A 17,006-nucleotide genomic window follows, 5' to 3' on the forward strand; every position below is an offset into this window, starting at 1 on the left:
GACGAGGCAGGAGGCGAAGCGGTCGAACGGGTCGCGCCGGATGAACAGCGCCAGCCGCTGCCGCTCCTGCAGGTGCAGGATGCCGAGCGCGGTGTCGGTCAGCTCATCGACGCCGGCCTGGAACAACTCGTCGCGCGGGTAGGTCTCCAGGATGTTGAGCAGCGCCTTGCCGTTGTGGCCGGTGGGGTCGAAACCGGCGCGCTCCAGCACGCCGGCGACCTTGCGGCGCACGAAGGGGATGTCGCGCGGGGACCGGTTGTAGGCGGAGGAGGTGAACAGGCCGACGAACAGCTGCTCGCCGGCGATCCGCCCTTGCGTGTCGAAGCGCTTGACCAGAATGACGTCCATCGGCACCGGGCGGTGCACGGTCGATGCCTGGTCGGCCTTGGCGACCAGCACGGCGCGCGGTGCCTGGACGAGTGCGCAGCCGTCGGCCCGCAACGCGTCGAGCACCACCACGGCCGGATCGCGCAGGATGCCGAGGGCGCTGCCCTCGACCAGCCGCGGCGCCGGGCCGTCCGCCGCCTCCTCCAGGCGGTACTCGCGGTAGCCGAGGAAGGTGAAGTGGTCGGCCGCAACCCAACTGAGGAAGTCGCCGCCCTCCGCCACCTCGTCGGCCGGCAGCGCCGCCGCCGCGATCCCCTCCGCGGCCGCACCGAGGCGCGACCGCATGGCCGCCCAGTCTCCGACCGCCGCCCGCACGTCGGCGAGCACGCCCGCGATGCCCGAACGGATGGCCTCCAGTTCCACCAGTGCCGTGCGGGTGTCGATCTCCACGTGCATGAAGGATTCCGCCGGCGCGTCGATGGGGCTCGCCGTCGGCTCATAGAGGTCGGCCAGCCGGCCCTGCGCGTCGCGCGCCACCCGCACCACCGGGTGGATGACGAGGTGCACGGTGAGGCCGCGGCGGTTCAGCTCCGCCGTCACCGAATCCACCAAGAAGGGCATGTCGTCGTTGACGATCTCGACGATGGTGCGGGTCGAGCGCCAGCCGTGCTCCTCCAGGCGCGGGTTGTAGACGCGCACGGCCGCGCTGCCCGGCGTGCGCTGCCGGCCCCATTGCCAGATCGCCAGCGCCGCGCCGAACAATTGGTCGGTGGGCGCCTGCGCCACGTCGTCGGGCGGGACGTCGGCGTAGAACTGGCGAACGAAGCGCTCCGTCACGTCCCCCTGGTCGCGGCCCAACCGCGCGCGCACCAGTTCGGACAGCTGACCCGTGACGTCCCCGACAAGCCCCTGAGCGACCGCACCCATGTGACGTTCTCTTCCCTCTATGGCGTTAGGCAATAACCGCCCGTCCTGCGCCGCGATGGCGCAAGTCGTCCGCCGGCGTTGCGGCGGTCCGGTCGGTGATGGCGTGCCCGAATGCTTAGCACCGCCGCGCGAACACATGAAATTTCTTATCGCCAACCGCCTATAAGGCGGAGTTATGGGCCGGCCAGCGGAGCCAGGGCGACGGCACTCAGTGTCTGGCTCATCGAACTGGAGACGGGGCGTGGAGGCGCGACCTGTCGGGTCCATTCCAGCGCGAAAAAAAGGCCCTTGCCTCGGGGCAAGGGCCTTCAGTCAGTACATTCGGAGGAAACGCTCTGCCCAATCCTGGCCCGAGCCCGTGACCGGCGTGGCGCGTCGCTGTGACCGGAATGCGCGCGAATGTGAACGGCATGGCGCCGCCGCAAAGCCGTTCACATGTTCCGGCACCCCGTTCGCCAGCGGAGGCATCACTGTTCATCACGACCGCGAATGATCTAGGATGTCCGGGGCTCCTCCCCCGGGAATGCGCGGGTATCGTTCATGCGGTTGCGTCAGATCGAGGTGTTCCGGGCGGTGATGCTGGCGGGGACGGTGAGCGGTGCGGCGCGTCTGCTGCACGTCACCCAGCCGGCGGTCACCAACGTGCTTCTGCACACCGAGGATGAGCTGGGCATCAAGCTGTTCGAGCGGATCAAGGGCCGCCTCTACCCGACGCCGGAGGGCCGCACCCTCTACGCCGAGGTCGAGCGCACCTTCGCGGACATCGAGAACCTGCGCAAGCTGGCCGCCAACCTGCGCGGCGGGCGCACCGGACACCTGCGGATCACCGCCTCGCCGGCGCTGTGCATCGAGATCATCCCGCTGGCCGTCTCGCGCTTCGTCAAGCAGCACCCCAACGTCAGCCTGCACATCGAGACGCACAATTACCGCGACGTGCTGAACACCGTGCTGGTGAAGAACGTCGACATCGGCTTCACCTTCAACCCGCAGCCGCACCCCGCGCTGGAGAACGACGTGATCGCCGAGGGCGATCTCGTCGGCCTGTTCCCGGCGGAGGCCGGCGACGGCCTGCCGCCGGTGGTGACGCTGGATGTGTTCCGCCAGTTCCCGCTGATCGGCCTGCACACCGACGACCCCCTCGGCATCCTGGTGCGCGACGCCTGTCAGGCGTCCGACGTGCTGCTGTCGCCGCAGATCGAGGTGAAGACCAACCGCATCGCGATGGCGCTGGTCGAGAACGGCGCCGGCGTGGCCATCGTCGACCAGTACACCGCCGCCTCGGCCGACCCGGCGCGGGTCCGGGTGAAGGCGCTGCACACCCCGCTGCGCTTCACCGTCAACGTCATCCGCGCCCGCCATCACGCCCACTCGGTGGTCGAGCAGCACTTCATCGCCGAGGTGGTCGAGGTCGAGCGCCTGATCGCCCGCGCCGCCGCCGGACGCATCGACCGGGCGGCGTGAGGTTACTGGAACACCGGCGCGTACAGCAGCCCGCCACTGCTCCACGGCCGGTTCGGGCCGCGCGGCAGGCGGTAGGGCGAGCGCTCGCCGATGGTGCGCTCGAAGATCTCGCCGTAGTTGCCGACCTGGGTGATGGCCTGATAGGCCCAGTCCGGCCGCAGCCCGGTGCGCTGCGCCACCTCCGGGATGCCCTGCAGCAGGCGCTGCACCTCGCTGCCGCCGGTGGTGCGCAGGATGGCGGCGTTGTCGGCGGTTACGCCCTTCTCCTCGGCCAGCATCAGAGCGAACATGGTCCAGCGCACGATGCCGACCCAGGTGCGGTCGGCGCTGCCGGTGAGCGGGGCGATGGGCTCGCGCGTCGGCACCGGCAGCGCCGCGATGTCGGCGCCGGGCTTCGGCACGTCCGGCGCGCGCAACGCCGCGGTCAGCAGCGCGCGGTCGGTGGAAAGCGCCGCGCACTCCTTGCCGATGAAGGCCTGGAGCGCGTCCGGCCAAGTCGGGTACGGGAGGATCCGCCAGGACTGGCCGCTGCGCGCCGCGTACTCCTCCAGCACCCGTTGCGAGGTGGTCGCGGCGGGGACGCAGACCGTCACGCCGCCGGCCTGCAAGGGCGGCTTCCCGTCGTCGCGCGGCCACGCGGCGATGCCCTGGTCGTCGTGGAAGACCGGCGGGCCGAAGTCGATGCGGTGCAGGGCGTCGCGCGGGAAGGTCCAGGAGGTCTGGGCGAACGACACGTCCACCTCGCCGCCTTCCAGCGCGGCGAACTCCTGCGGCTTGGACAGGCTGCGCAGCTCGATGGCCTCGGCGTTGCCGAGCACCGCGGCGGCCAGCGCCCGGCACAGCTCGACCATGAAGCCGGTCGGGCGGCCCGACGCGTCGTTGGCGGCGAAGCCGGGGCTGTAGGTGACGCCGCAGCGCACCGTGCCGCGCTGCTGCACCGCCGCCAGGACGGAGGCGGTCTCGGAGGCAGTCTGGGAGGCGGCCGGCGGCGCAAACGCCAGCCAGCCGGCCGCCGCTGCGGCCAGGATGCGGACTCGTGGTGGCACCGGCCCTTCCCTTCTCCCCTGCTGCGGGCCGTATGATAGGGTACGTACGATGCGGCGCAAGCGCGCCGCGCGGGAAGGAATCGGCGATGGCGTTTCGGGTGGGGGTCGGCGGCCGGCTGTTCGGCGTCCTGGTGCTCAACGGCCTGGTGGCCTTCGCCATCGGCCTGGGCGCCTACGCCGCCTTCGACAGCCTGCACGATGGCATCACCCGCGTCACCTCGCAGCAGTTCCCGGCGGTGGTCGCCACCGCGCGGCTGGAACGCCAGCACCAGCGCATCATGCGCTCGCTGGAGCAGCTGGCGCTGTCCACCGACACCTTCGAGCGCGAGGCGATCGGCCAGGGCCTGTCCGACCAGTTCGCCGGCTACGACCGGCTGCTGGCCGAGATCAGCCCGCAGGGTGCGCCGCAGATGCCGCGCATCGAGCACCTGAAGGCGCAGCGCGACGAGATCGCCAAGCTGCGCGACGCCATCGGCCGCGGCGTGGCGCAGCGCACCGCTGCGCGGCGCGCGCTGGCCGACCGCGACCGCGACGTGCGGCAGCTCGCCGACGCGCTGGCCGACGGCGCGCTGCGCACCGACCCCGACCCGGCGGTGCAGCGCTGGCTGGTCGAGGCGGAGCGGATGCTGTTCCTCATCGCCTCGGTGCACCGGGTGGAGACCAGCTTCGCCCTGCAACGCCTCGCCGCCCGCGCCGAGGAGCAGCTCGCCGCCCTGCCCGCCCCGTCGCCGGCCGCGCCCCCGCTGGTTGGCATGATGGGCACGCTGGTGCGCGGCGACGGGTCGGTGTTCCAGCACCGGCGGGCGGAGCTGCAGGCGTCGGAAACGCTGGCCGGCCTGCTCGGCCGCGCCGGGCAGCTGTCGCTGCTCAACACCGGGCTGACCACCAGCATCTTCGTCGAGCACACCAAGCTGGCCGAGGAGAGCCGCCAGCAGGTCATCGACGTGTCGAACACCTACACGCGGCTGTTCTTCGCCTCCATCGTCATCGTGCTGCTGGGCACCGGGCTGACCACGCTGTACGTCAAGCGCAAGGTGGTGGCGCGGCTGTGGGCGGTCAGCCAGACGATCCGCGAGCGCACCGAGGGCGATTCCGCCGCCCGCGACGCCGCCCCGCACGACGAGATCGAGGAGCTGGCCCAGGCCCTGCGCTTCTACGTCCACGAGACCGAGGTGAAGAGCGAAGCGCTGCGCAAGAACGAGCAATGGCTGCGCACCGTGCTGGAGGCGGCGCCGGTGCCGCTGGTCATCTCCGGTCGCGACGACGGGCAGATCCGCTTCGTCAACCGCATGGCGGTGGCGCTGTTCGGCGCGCGCGACGGCGGCCGCCTGCTCGGCCGCCCCGCCGCCAGCCTTTGGCTGGAGCCGACTACCCGCGACCACTTCGTGCACGACGTGTTCACGAAGGGCGCCGCGCTCGACGTGGAAACGCAGCTGGTCACCGAATCCGGCACCATCTGGGGGCTGCTGTCGGCCATCTCCTTCGAGTTCCAGGGCGAGGAGGTGATGCTGACCGCGCTGGTCGACATCACCCGCCGCCGCGAGGCGGAGGGGTTGCTGCTGCGCACCCAGGCCTTCCTGGACGCGGTGATCGACAACGTGCCGAGCGTCCTCTACGTGCTCGACGCCGGGACCGGCCGGGTGGTGCTGTGGAACCGCGCGGCGGAGCTGGCCTTCGCCACCCGGCGCGAGGACATCCGCGGCCGCCTGCTGGCCGAAGCGCTGCCGCCGGAAGCCGGCCGCGCGCTGGCCGGCGGCGAGGCCTTCGCCGAGGAGGTGGTGTTCGGCGGCGACGCTGAACCTCGCGTGTTCGCCCTGCAGCGCCATCCCTTCGCGTGGTCGGACGAGGGCGGGCACCACGTCATCTGCGTTGCCAACGACGTCACCGCGTCGCGCCGGGCGCGCGAGGAGCTGCGCCACGCCAAGGAGCGGGCCGAGCGCGCCGACGCCGCCAAGACCGAATTCCTCGCCACCGTCAGCCACGAGATGCGCACGCCGCTGAACGGCATCCTGGGCCTGTGCCGGCTGTTGCTGACCGGGAGGCTGGAGCTGGCGGAGCGGCGCTACGCCGAATCGATCATGCGTTGCGGGCACGGGCTGCTCGACCAGGTCAACGACATCCTCGACCTGCGCAAGATCGAGGACGGCAAGCTCGACCTCGACCCGGCGCCCTGCGCGCTGACGCCGCTGCTCGACGAGGTGATGGCGACGGTGGAGAGCGTCGCCAACGAGAAGGGCATCGCGCTGACCCTCGACGTGGCGCCGGAGGTGCCGGCGTCCATCGTGGCGGACGACCAGCGGCTGCGGCAGATCCTCGTCAACCTCGTCGGCAACGCCGTCAAGTTCACCGAACGCGGCGGCGTCGCCGTGCGCATCTCCCGGGCGGCGCGCGAGGACGGCGCGCGGCTGGTGATCGCCGTGCGCGACAGCGGCATCGGCGTGCCGCCGGAACGCCGCGCCGCCATCTTCGAGAAGCTGGAGCAGGCCGACCCCACCATCGCCCGCCGCTTCGGCGGCAGCGGTCTCGGCCTCGCCATCGTCCGCCACCTGCTGGAGGCCATGCACGGCGATATCGCGCTGGACAGCGCGGTCGGGGTGGGCAGCGTCTTCACCGTCAGCATCCCGCTGGTGCCGGTGGAGGACGACCGCTCGCCGGCCGGGGCGGGCGGGGCGACGCCGCTGCACGCGGTGCGCTCGATGAGGCTGCTGCTGGTCGAGGACGACCCGATCAACCGCGAGGTCGCGGTCGGCCTGCTGTCCGACGCCGGCCACCGCATCACCGTCGCCGAAACCGGCTCCAAGGCGCTGGAGCTGGCGGAGCGGCGGGACTTCGACGCGGTGCTGCTCGACATCCGCCTGCCCGACCTCGACGGGCCGGAGGTCGCCCGCCGCATCCGCGCGCTGCGCGACCCCGCCCGCGCCGCGGTGCCCATCGTCGCCGTCACCGCCAACGTCTTCGCCGCCGACCGCGTCCGCTACACCCACGCCGGCATCGACGCGGTGATCGAGAAGCCGATCTTCCCGGAACGGCTGACCCACCTGCTGTTCAGCCTCACCCCGCCGGAGACCGCCGGCCGCGAGTCCGGTCCTCTGCTCGACGAGGCGGTGCTGGAGCGCTACCACCGCTCGCTCGGGCCTACGCGCTTCGCGACCATCCGCGCGCTGCTGGTCGAGGCGGCGGCAGACGGCCTGCCCGGCCTCGGCACGGAGCCGGATACGGGGCGGATCGAGGACGTGGCGCACCGCCTCGCCGGCGCGGCCAGCCATTTCGGACTGAGCGCCGTCGTCGCCCTGATGCGCAAGGTCGAGGATCTGGCGCGCGACGGCCAGCCGGACACGGCGCGCGCCCTGGCCGCCGGCGCGCCGGCCCGCTTCGCCGAGGCGCTGGCGGCCATGGACGCGTGGTGCGAGCGGCACGTTGTTTCGGACACGGCGGGCCGGTAAGCTCGACCCACGCAGGGAACGCTCAAGGGATCGCATGCACACCGTCGTGGTCGTCGATGACGACGCCATCACGCGCGAGACGCTCAAGACCTACCTGGAGGCGGAGGGCTATCGGGTGCTGCTGGCGCGCGACGCCGAGCAGCTGGCCTCGATCCTCGCCCGCACGCGTGCCGACCTGCTGCTGCTCGACATCCGCCTGCCCGGCAAGGACGGGCTGACCATCACCCGCGAGCTGCGCGCCACCTCCAACGTCGGCATCATCCTGATCACCGGGCGCGGCGACCGCATGGACCGGCTGATCGGGCTGGAGCTGGGCGCCGACGACTACATCGAGAAGCCGGTCGAGCTGCGCGAGGTGCTGGCCCGCACCCGCTCCATCCTCAGCCGCGTCGGCCGCTCCGCCAAGCCGCCGCCGCGCCGTTCCCGGCGCTTCGCCGGCTGGGAATTGCAGGTCGACAAGCGCCGCCTGCTGGCGCCCGACGGCGGCGAGGCGCGCCTGACCTCGGCGGAGTTCGAGCTGCTGGCCGCCTTCGTCGAGAACGCCGGCCGGGTGCTGACGCGCGACGACCTGCTGGACCTGACGCTGCGCGGCGACCACGTGCCCTACGACCGCTCCATCGACCGCCTTGTGCGCCGCCTGCGCCGCGTGCTGGGCGACGACCCGGACGAGCCGCGCTTCATCGTCACCATGCACGGCGTCGGATACGCGTTCCAGGCGGCGGTGGAGTAGGCCCTTAAGCCCCTCCCCCTTGCGGGGGAGGGGTTTGGGGAGAGGGGGATGGAAACTTTGGCCGGCTTCACCGGCGCCACCCTCTCCCCAACCCCTCTCCCGTCGAGGGAGAGGGGCTAGAAGTTACCGGAACGGCGGCGCGTAGAGGATGCCGCCGCGGCTCCAGGGCTGGTTCAGCGCGCGCTCCATGCGGTAGGGGGAGCGGCTGCCGAGGTTGCGCTCGAATATCTCGCCGTAGTTGCCGACCTGCCCGATCACCTGCAAGGCCCAGTCCTCCGGCAGGCCGAGCACCTTCGCGCCCGCGCTGGCGTGGCCGAACAGGGCGGCCAGTTCGGGATCGTCGGGTATCCGGCCGGCACGCACGTCGGCCGAGGTGACGCCCTTCTCCTCCGCCAGGATGGTGGCGGCGATGACCCAGCGGCCGACGTCGTACCAGGTGCGGTCGTCGCGGGCGATGTAGGGCGTCAGCGGTTCGCGCGAGATGACGTCGGGGTAGATGCGCACCGCCAGCCCGGCGTTGCGGTAGCTGGCCAGCGAGGTCACCAGCACCGAGCGGTCGGTGGTCAGCAGCCCGCACTCCTGCGCCAGGAAGGCCTGCAGGGCCTCGTCGTAGGTGTTGAAGGTGCGGATCGACCACGGCCGGCTGGTCTGGCGGATGGAGTCCTCCAGGTTACGCGCCGTGGTGGTCTGGGCCTTCACGCACACCGTCAGCGGGCCGAGCTGGTCGAGCGGCGGCGGCTTGGCGTCCAGGATGGCGAAGCCCTGCCCGTCGTAGAGCAGCGGGTGCAGGAACTCGATGGCGTGGGTGAAATCGCGGCTCAGCGTCCAGGTGGTGGTGGTCAGCGCCACGTCCACCTCGTGCTTCTCCACCGCGGCGAACTCCTGCGGCTTGTCGGGCAGGCGCACGACGTGGATCGCCTGGGCGTTGCCCAGCGTCGCCGCGGCGAAGGCGCGGCAGAAGTCCACCATGAAGCCGTCCAGGTGCCCCTGCGCATCGACGAAGGACAGCCCGCCCAACCCGCCGCGCAAGCCGCAGGCGACGCTGCCGCGGCCGCGGATCCGCTCCAGCGCGTCGCCGTCCGCCGCCGCGGCGGCGCCGGCCAGCAGAAGCAGCAACGCCGTCATGGCGGCGGGAATCCAGGTGCGTGTCGTCATCGGCGGTCCGCGTCGGAAGATCGGGCGGCCATATTCGGTCAGGCGGCCTGGGCGCGCAACGTCCCCAGCAAGCTGTGCAGCGAGCCGGCCTCGTCGGCCAGCCGGTTCGCCGTCTCGATCAGCGTGCCGGCGATGTCGCCGGTGCGCGCGGCCTGGGTGCTCACCCCATCGATGATCGCCGCGACCTCGCCGGAGGTCAGCGCGATCTCCCCCACCTTGGTCATGATGTCGGAGGAGGAGGCGTTCTGCTGCCGCACCGCGTCGCCGATCAGCGCCTGCACGGTGCTGATCCGCTCCACCGTCTGCGAGACGCGCTGGAAGGTGCCGACGGTGTCGCGGATGCTGGCGTTGATGGTGGCGACCGAGCCGGCGATCTGCACCGTGGCACCGGCCGTCTCCTCGGCCAGCTTCTTCACTTCGGCCGCCACCACGGCGAAGCCGCGCCCGGCCTCGCCGGCCACCGCCGCCTCGATGGTGGCGTTGAGCGCCAGCAGCTTGGTCTGGTGGGCGATGCCGGTGATGACATCGACGATCCGGCGGATCTGCTCGGTGTTCTCCGACAGGTGCTCGACGGTGCCCTGGGCGTCGCCCAGCTCGCCGATGGCCGTCCCGACCACCGTCGCCGCCTCGCCGGCGAGGCCGGACACGGTGGCGATGTGGCCGACCAGCGTCTCGGCGCTGCCGGTGGCGCCGGCGGCGTTGCGGTTGCTCTCGGCGACGAAGGCGCCGGCCGAGACGGAGCTGCCGATGGTGCTCGCCGACTGCTGCCGCAGGTCGTCGGCCAGCGCGCGCAGCTGCCCCGACTGCCTGGCGACGGTGGAGGCCACACCGTGCACGTCCTCGATCAGCTGACGGGCGAGGGCAGCGGAGCGCACCTGCTCGCTGACGTCGGTCCAGGACAGCGTGCGGGCGATGACCGCGCCGGACTCGTCGTGGATGCGGTCGACGTTGGCCTCCACGGTGGTTTCGCCGACGGTCAGCGTGCGGCGGCGGATCGGCTGGCCGGAGGTCAGGCACTCCGCGACGAACACCGGGCCCTGGTTCAGCAGGTCGGCCGCGCCCTCGTGCGTGCCGTGGTCGCGGCAGAAGGCGCGCGCCGCCGGGTTGACGAAGCCGACCGACCCGTCGGCGCGCAGCAGGGCGGTGGGCACCGGGCTGCTCTCCACCATGTGCTTGAGCAGCAGCACCTGCTCGACGCTCTGGCGCAGCCGGCGCAGCGCCGCGGCCATGGTCGCCAGTTCGTCGCGGCCGGTGCGCGGCACCTCCAGTGACAGGTTGCCCTCGGAGATCCGCTCCATGGCGCGGGCGAACTTGGCGAGGCTGGCGAACACCGCGACGCGCAGCAGCAGCGTGGCGCAGACCGCCACCGCCACGGCGAACAGCGCCACCATCTGGATCGCCTCGTTGCGCAGCTCCTCGACGCTGCCGACGAAGGCGCCGATGTCCCGGGTGATCTCGGCGGTGGCCCAGGGCCGGCCGCCCTCGCCGGGGATGGTGGCGGTGCTGACCGAGGGCTGGGCGATGGCGCCGGCTTGGCCGCGCAGCGATTCGAACAGCACCGCGCCGCCGCCGTCCTTGAAGCGGATGTCGGAGTCCAGCGCCGCGCCCAGCGTGCCGAGCGCCGGCAGCGGGTCGCTGACCACCTCCAGGAAGCCCAGCACGCGGAAGCCGCCGATCGGCACCACCATGCTGTACAGCGGCAGCCCGCGCTCGTTGCGCCACAGCAGGCTGATCGGGCGGCGCTTCTCGGCCAGCTCGCGGCCCTTCAGCGTGTCCAGCAGCGCCGGGACCGAGGTCACGGTGTCGGCGCTGCCGTCGGCGGCACGGGTCACCCGGTTCATCTCGGCGTCGAAGACGTTCACGGCGACCAGCACCACCTCGCGGTCGACCACAGCCGGCCGGGCGTAGATGCTCTTCAGCGCCAGCGCCGCCTTGGCCCCCTGCCCCTCCGTCAGGCTGTCCACGAGGTAGGTGTCGCGGCTCCACTCGTTGACATGGCCGGTCAGCCAGTCCGTGTAGGCCTTCTGGATGCGGTCCTTGGCGAGCACGGTGAGCAGCTTGGCCGCGCCGTCGTCCAGCGTCGACACCGCGAACGCGGTGTAGCGGTGCGACACCCAGGCCTGGCTGGCGAACAGCGCCAGCAGCAGCACGCCGATCACCGACACCAGCGCCCGGCGCAGCGTCCAGAACCGGAAGCGCGCCTCGCCCGGCCCGTTCCCCGACGACATCGTCATGCCACCCTCCGCTCCGTGACCGGACAGTCCGCGGTCCGTACGGTTTGTTATCCCAGGGGGCTATGAACGGCATACCGTTCGTATGTGAACAGTTTGCGGCAGCTTGTTGATGCCCTGAACCGGCCGGGCTGACGGGCCGAATGGAACAGTTTGGAACACCGTGGAACAATGTGCAGAGGGTGTTCAGTTCCCACCGGCGGGCTGCGGACATAGGTCCGCTTTTGCGACTTTTATCCTAGCAAACTCGGCGACGCTCGGCAAGGTCGTGGCGTGGGGTCAGGGCAATCGCTTGGACTGATTCCCTTCCTGCCGGGTGGCGCTTTGCCTGCCGATCACGATGCGAAAGGCATAAGAATTCAAACGCTTATCCGTCATCCCCGCGAAGGCGGGGATCCATAACTCCCGAGGCAAGAGGCTGTGGAACGTATGGATCCCCGCCTTCGCGGGGATGACGGTTTGAGGCAGTGATTGGTCGCCGAAACCGGCCGCCAACCGCTAAACTGAGCGCCTAAGCGCTTTCGCGGGGATGGCGGAATGGGGGATGACGGAATGGAGGATGACGGACGAGAGGGGCGTTGATAAGTGACGGCCCTCACCCCTGCGCCACATCGCCGGCGAACAGGTAGCCGGAGCCGTGCACGGTGATGATCAGGCGGGGCGCCTTCGGATCGGCCTCGACCACCTGGCGCAGGCGGCGGACCAGGGAATCGATGGTGCGGTCGGACGCCTCGGTCTTGCGCCGGGTGGTGACCGTCAGCAGGTAATCGCGGCTGAGCACCCGGCCGGCGTTGCTCACGAAGGTGGACAGCAGCTCGAACTCCGCCCCGGTCAGCCGCACCGCGGCGCCGGTCGGGTCGACCAACTGCATGCGGTCGATGTAGAGCGTCCAGCCCTCGAAGCTGCGCCGGCGGTCCTCGCGCCCCTGCGCCGGGGCGTCGAGGCGGCGCAGCAGGTTGCGCACGCGGGCCAGCACCTCGCGCGGCTCGAAGGGTTTGGCGATGTAGTCGTCGGCCCCCATCTCCAGGCCGATGATGCGGTCCAGCTTGTCGCCGCGGCTGCTGACCAGGATGATGCCGATGTCCGACGCCGCCCGCAGCTCGCGGGTCAGCGTCAGCCCATCCTGCCGCGGCAGGCGGATGTCGAGCAGCAGCAGGTCGATGCGACGGGTCTCCAGCAGCGCCTTGAGGTCCTCGGCGCTCCCGGCCTGGAGCACGTCGAAGCCCTCCTCGGAGAGATAGGCGTTCAACGTCTCGCGGGTGACCGCGTCGTCATCGACGATGGCAAGGGTCGCCATGGGCGGCGTCAGTGCTCCAGGATCTGGCCGAGGAACTGCCGGGTGCGCTCGCTGCGCGGGTTGGCGAAGAACTCGGCCGGGGGTGCGGTCTCAATAATGCTGCCTTCGGCCATAAACACAACGGTGTCGGCGACCGACTTGGCGAAGCCCATCTCGTGGGTGACGCAGACCATGGTCATCCCCTCCTCCGCCAGCTCGATCATGACGTCCAGCACCTCCTTGACCATCTCGGGGTCGAGGGCCGAGGTCGGCTCGTCGAACAGCATGATCTGCGGACGCATGCACAGCGCGCGAGCGATGGCGACGCGCTGCTGCTGGCCGCCGGAGAGCTGGCCGGGGAACTTGTGCGCCTGGTCGCGGATGCGCACGCGGTCGAGGTAGCTGAGCGCCACCTCCTCGATCTCCGCCTTGGCCATGCCGCGCACCCAGATCGGGGCGAGGGTCAGGTTCTGCAGCACGGTGAGGTGCGGGAACAGGTTGAACTGCTGGAACACCATGCCGACCTGTTTGCGGATCGTTTCCACCGACTTCACGTCGTCGGTCAGCTCGGTGCCGTTGACGGTGATGCTGCCGGTCTGGTGCGCCTCCAGGCGGTTGATGCAGCGGATCATGGTCGACTTGCCGGAGCCCGACGGGCCGCAGACCACGACCTTCTCCCCCTTGCGGACCTGCAGGCTGACGTCGCGCAGCGCGTGGTAGTGGCCGTACCACTTGCCGACCTTGTTCAGCTCGATGATGGCGGTTTCGGTCATCGTTCCTTCCTCCCGGCCGGTCAGCGGCGGTTGTATCGGTTGGCTTCCCGCTCGAGCCACTGGCTGTAGCGGGACATGCTGTAGCAGAAGCCCCAGAAGATCAGCCCGACGAAGACGTAGACTTCGCCGAAGAAGGGCCGCCATTCCGGATCGGTGGTCGCGAGGTTCGCGGCGGTGAGCAGGTCGTACAGGCCGACGATGGTCACCAGCGAGGTGTCCTTGAAGCAGGAGATGAACTGGTTGACGATCGGCGGGATGACGATGCGCAGCGCCTGCGGCAGGATGATCAGCAGCATCTTCTGCCAGTAGGAGAGGCCGAGCGCGTCGGCCGCCTCGTACTGCCCCCTGGGGATCGCCTGCAACCCGCCGCGCACGGCTTCCGCCAGATAGGCGGCGGTGAACAGCGTCAGCCCGGCCAGCGCCCGCAGCAGCTTGTCCACCGTGATGCCCTCGGGCAGGAACAGCGGGAACATCACCGAGGCCATGAACAGCACGCTGACCAGCGGCACGCCGCGCATCAGCTCGATGAAGCCGACGCACAGCGAGCGGATCGCCGGCAGGCTCGACTGACGGCCGAGCGCCAGCACCACCGACAGCGGGAAGGCCAGCGCGATGGCGAACACCGACAGCATCAGCGTGATCGGCAGGCCGCCCCAGCGGTCGTTGGCGACGTAGGTCAGGCCGAACACGCCGCCCCACATCAGGGCGCCCATGGCACCCAGGCAGCCGACCCACACCCCGACCAGCCAGGGCCGCCAGCAGGCGCGCACGGCGCTGACGCCGAGCGCCACCAGGAACAGTGCGCAGGCCAGCAGCGGCCGCCACTGCTCCTCGTACGGGTAGGTGCCGAAGAAGATCGGGCGGTGCTTGGCGGCGATGATCGACCAGCAGGCGCCCTCGGCGGCGCGGCACTGCTCCGGCGTGCCGATCCACGTGGCGTCGATCAGCACCCAGCTCACCACCGGCGGCACGGCGAACCACAGGATCGCCAGGCAGGCCAGGGTCAGCGCGGTGTTGAGGCGCGAGTTGAAGAGGTTGTCCTTGGCCCACCCGAACGGCTTCAGCGCGGTGAGGGCCGGCGGCGGCACCATGACCTGGGAGGGCTCCTCCTCGAAGGAGGCGGCCCAGGCGGTGCTGCGGGTCGTCAGGTCCTTGCTCATCGGGTCACCAGCGACACTTTGCGGTTGTACCAGTTCATGTACGTCGAGATGGCGAGGCTGATGACGAGGTAGACCGCCATCATCAGCGCCACCGCCTCCACCACCTGACCGGTCTGGTTGGCCGAGGTGTTGGAGACGCTGACCAGATCCGGGTAGCCGATCGCCACGGCGAGCGACGAGTTCTTGGTCAGGTTGAGGTACTGGCTGGTCAGCGGCGGCACGATGACGCGCAGCGCCTGCGGCAGGATGATCAGGCGCAGCACCTGCCCCGGCTTGAGGCCGAGCGCCAGCCCGGCCTCGGTCTGGCCGTGCGGCACGGCGAGGATGCCGGAGCGCACGATCTCCGCGATGAAGCCGGCGGTGTAGACCGACAGGCCGATGAACAGCGCGGTGAACTCCGGCGACACGGTGCCGCCGCCGGCGAAGTCGAAGCCTTCGTGCACCGGCGCGTCGAGGGCGAACGGCGCGCCGTTCAGCAGGCCGGCGACCAGCGGCAGGCCGAGCACCAGCGCCGCCGCGGCGGGCAGGGTCGGGAACGGCTTGCCCGTGGTCTCGCGCCGGCGCCGCGCCCAGCGGGCCAGCGCCACGGCCCCGGCGATGGCCAGGGCGAGGGCCAGCAGAGTCGGCGCGTGGGTGGCCGGATCGGCCAGCGTCGGGTACTTGATGCCGCGGTTGCTGAGGAACAGGTTGGGCAGCAGCTCCGGCGCGGCGCGCGGGCTCGGCAGGCGGCCGATGATCGCGTACCAGACGATGAGCTGCAGGAGCAGCGGCACGTTGCGGACGCTCTCCACGTAGATGGCGGCGAAGCGGCCGACCATCCAGTTGGACGAGAGCCGGCCGACGCCGATCAGCAGGCCGAGCACGCTCGCCAGCACCACCGCCGCGGCCGAGACGGCCAGCGTGTTCAGCAGACCGACGGCGAACGCCTTCAGGTAGGTGTCGGCGGCGGAGTAGGCCAGCAGGCTCTCGCCGATCTCGAACCCGGCCTCGCGGCCGAGGAAGTCGAACCCCGTCGCCACGCCGCGCTTGGCGAGGTTGGTCAGGGTGTTGGAGACCAGATACCAGCCGGTCAGGGCGGCGGCGGACACCACCAGCCCCTGGTAGAACCAGCCCCGCACCTGGGCGGAGTTCAGGAATCGTGTGACGTTGGTCATCGTGCGCTCCGGGCCGGGACGCGGGGGATGAAGCCCCTCTCCCCTTGCGGGAGAGGGGTTTGGGGAGAGGGGGAACAGGTACCGTTCGCCACCCTCTCCCCAACCCCTCTCCCGCAAGGGGAGAGGGGCTTAGTGCCCGGTTACTTCAGCGGCGGGGCGTACATCAGGCCGCCCTCGGTGTAGAGGGCGTTCAGGCCGCGGGCCATCTTCAGCTTGGAGCCGCCGCCGAGGTTGCGCTCGAAGCTCTCGCCGTAGTTGCCGACCAGCTTGATGACGTTGTAGGCCCAGTTTTCCTCGACGCCGAGGTTCTTGCCGTTGCCGGCGGTGACGCCCAGCAGGCGCTTCACGTCCGGGTCGGGCGAGGACAGCGCGGTGTCGACGCCGTCGGAGCGGATGCCCTTCTCCTCCGCCTGGACCATGGCGTAGAAGACCCAGGTCACGAGGTTGGTCCACTCCTCGTCGCCCTGGCGGACGGCGGGGGCCAGCGGCTCCTTGGAGATCTGCTCGGGCAGGATGACGTAGTCGTTGGGCGCCGAGGTCTCGGCCGCGCGGATCGCCGCCAGCTGCGAGGCGTCGGAGGACAACGCGTCGCAGCGGCCGCCGAAGAACGCCTTGTGCAGCTCCTCGTTCTTCTCGATGACCACCGGCTTGAAGTTCATCTTGTTGGCGCGGAAGTAGTCGGCGACGTTCTGCTCGGTGGTGGTGCCGGGCAGCACGCAGACGGTGGCGCCGTTCAGCTGCTTGGCGCTCTTCAGGCCGAGCTTGGCCGACACCATGAAGGCCTGCCCGTCGTAGTAGTTGGTGGGCGCGAAGTTCAGGCCGTTGGCGGTGTCGCGGCCGAGCGTGCGGGTGGTGTTGCGGGCCAGCAGGTCGACCTCGCCCGACTGCAGGGCCGGCAGGCGCTGCTGGGCGGACAGCGGCGTGTACTTCACCTTGTCGGCGCTGCCGAACACGGCGGCCGAGACGGCGCGGCAGAAGTCGACGTCGATGCCGCTCCACTGCCCCTTCTCGTCCGGCGCCGAGAAGCCGTACAGACCCAGGTTCACCCCGCACTGCACGTAGCCCTTCTGCTTCACGCCGTCGAGGGTGGCGCCCGCCCGGGCGGCGCCCGGCAGGGCGATGGCGGCGATGGCGGCGATGGCGGCTGGCGCGATCGTCTTGAGCGAGATGTTCACCGAGGGGTCTCCTTCCCATGTGTGGCGGCCGGCGCGTGCGTTCGGCGGCCTTGCGGATGGTCCGAACGCCGAACCACTCGGCGCCACCATGGGAGGGCGGCGTGAACAGGGTTCCCGACGGATGTGAACAGCTTGCGCACCGATGTGG

11 protein-coding genes and 1 pseudogene are annotated in these 17,006 nt (G+C 70.8%); 3 read left to right on the top strand and 9 right to left on the bottom strand.

The features are described 5' to 3' along the window. Positions 1–1,254: pseudogene (locus ACRWK7_RS22390) on the bottom strand (NAD-glutamate dehydrogenase); the annotation flags it as partial. A gap of 540 nt (positions 1,255–1,794) precedes the next feature. Between ACRWK7_RS22390 and ACRWK7_RS22395 the strand changes: the two are divergent. Then, the gene (locus ACRWK7_RS22395; RefSeq protein WP_431858520.1) at positions 1,795–2,715 is read left to right on the top strand and encodes a LysR family transcriptional regulator; all 921 of its coding nucleotides are present in this window, start codon (positions 1,795–1,797) and stop codon (positions 2,713–2,715) included. A gap of 2 nt (positions 2,716–2,717) precedes the next feature. Here the strand turns inward: ACRWK7_RS22395 and ACRWK7_RS22400 are convergent, their stop codons facing one another. Beyond that, positions 2,718–3,761 (bottom strand): transporter substrate-binding domain-containing protein, encoded by a 1,044-nt coding sequence (locus tag ACRWK7_RS22400; protein ID WP_431858521.1) that lies wholly within the window; start codon positions 3,759–3,761, stop codon positions 2,718–2,720. 86 nt (positions 3,762–3,847) lie between these two features. Between ACRWK7_RS22400 and ACRWK7_RS22405 the strand changes: the two genes are divergently transcribed. After that, entirely contained in the window at positions 3,848–7,204 is a 3,357-nt protein-coding gene (locus ACRWK7_RS22405) for an ATP-binding protein (RefSeq protein ID WP_431858522.1), read from the top strand. A 34-nt stretch (positions 7,205–7,238) separates the two neighbouring features. Continuing rightward, the gene (locus ACRWK7_RS22410; RefSeq protein WP_431858523.1) at positions 7,239–7,934 is read left to right on the top strand and encodes a response regulator; all 696 of its coding nucleotides are present in this window, start codon (positions 7,239–7,241) and stop codon (positions 7,932–7,934) included. Positions 7,935–8,057: 123 nt separating this feature from the next. Here the strand turns inward: ACRWK7_RS22410 and ACRWK7_RS22415 are convergent, their stop codons facing one another. From ACRWK7_RS22415 to ACRWK7_RS22445, 7 genes are all read right to left on the bottom strand, one after another. Next, a complete protein-coding gene (locus ACRWK7_RS22415) occupies positions 8,058–9,089 on the bottom strand; it encodes a transporter substrate-binding domain-containing protein (protein ID WP_431858524.1) in 1,032 nt (343 codons plus the stop codon). 38 nt (positions 9,090–9,127) lie between these two features. After that, on the bottom strand, positions 9,128–11,323 hold the full coding sequence (locus ACRWK7_RS22420) for a methyl-accepting chemotaxis protein (protein ID WP_431858525.1): 2,196 nt from the start codon (positions 11,321–11,323) through the stop codon (positions 9,128–9,130). A 592-nt stretch (positions 11,324–11,915) separates the two neighbouring features. After that, complete coding sequence (locus tag ACRWK7_RS22425; protein ID WP_431858526.1) at positions 11,916–12,617, bottom strand: response regulator; 702 nt, start codon at positions 12,615–12,617, stop codon at positions 11,916–11,918. Between the two features lie 8 nt (positions 12,618–12,625). Then, positions 12,626–13,369 (bottom strand): amino acid ABC transporter ATP-binding protein, encoded by a 744-nt coding sequence (locus tag ACRWK7_RS22430; RefSeq protein WP_431858527.1) that lies wholly within the window; start codon positions 13,367–13,369, stop codon positions 12,626–12,628. Positions 13,370–13,389: 20 nt separating this feature from the next. After that, positions 13,390–14,529, bottom strand: a complete 1,140-nt coding sequence (locus ACRWK7_RS22435; RefSeq protein WP_431858528.1) for an amino acid ABC transporter permease — start codon at positions 14,527–14,529, stop codon at positions 13,390–13,392. After that, entirely contained in the window at positions 14,526–15,683 is a 1,158-nt protein-coding gene (locus ACRWK7_RS22440; protein WP_431858529.1) for an amino acid ABC transporter permease, read from the bottom strand. Before ACRWK7_RS22440 ends, ACRWK7_RS22435 begins: the two co-directional genes overlap by 4 nt. Before the next feature lie 140 nt (positions 15,684–15,823). Then, complete coding sequence (locus ACRWK7_RS22445) at positions 15,824–16,852, bottom strand: amino acid ABC transporter substrate-binding protein (protein WP_431858593.1); 1,029 nt, start codon at positions 16,850–16,852, stop codon at positions 15,824–15,826. Between the last annotated feature and the right edge of the window lie 154 nt (positions 16,853–17,006).

The sequence above is a fragment of the Azospirillum sp. genome (assembly GCF_050789165.1).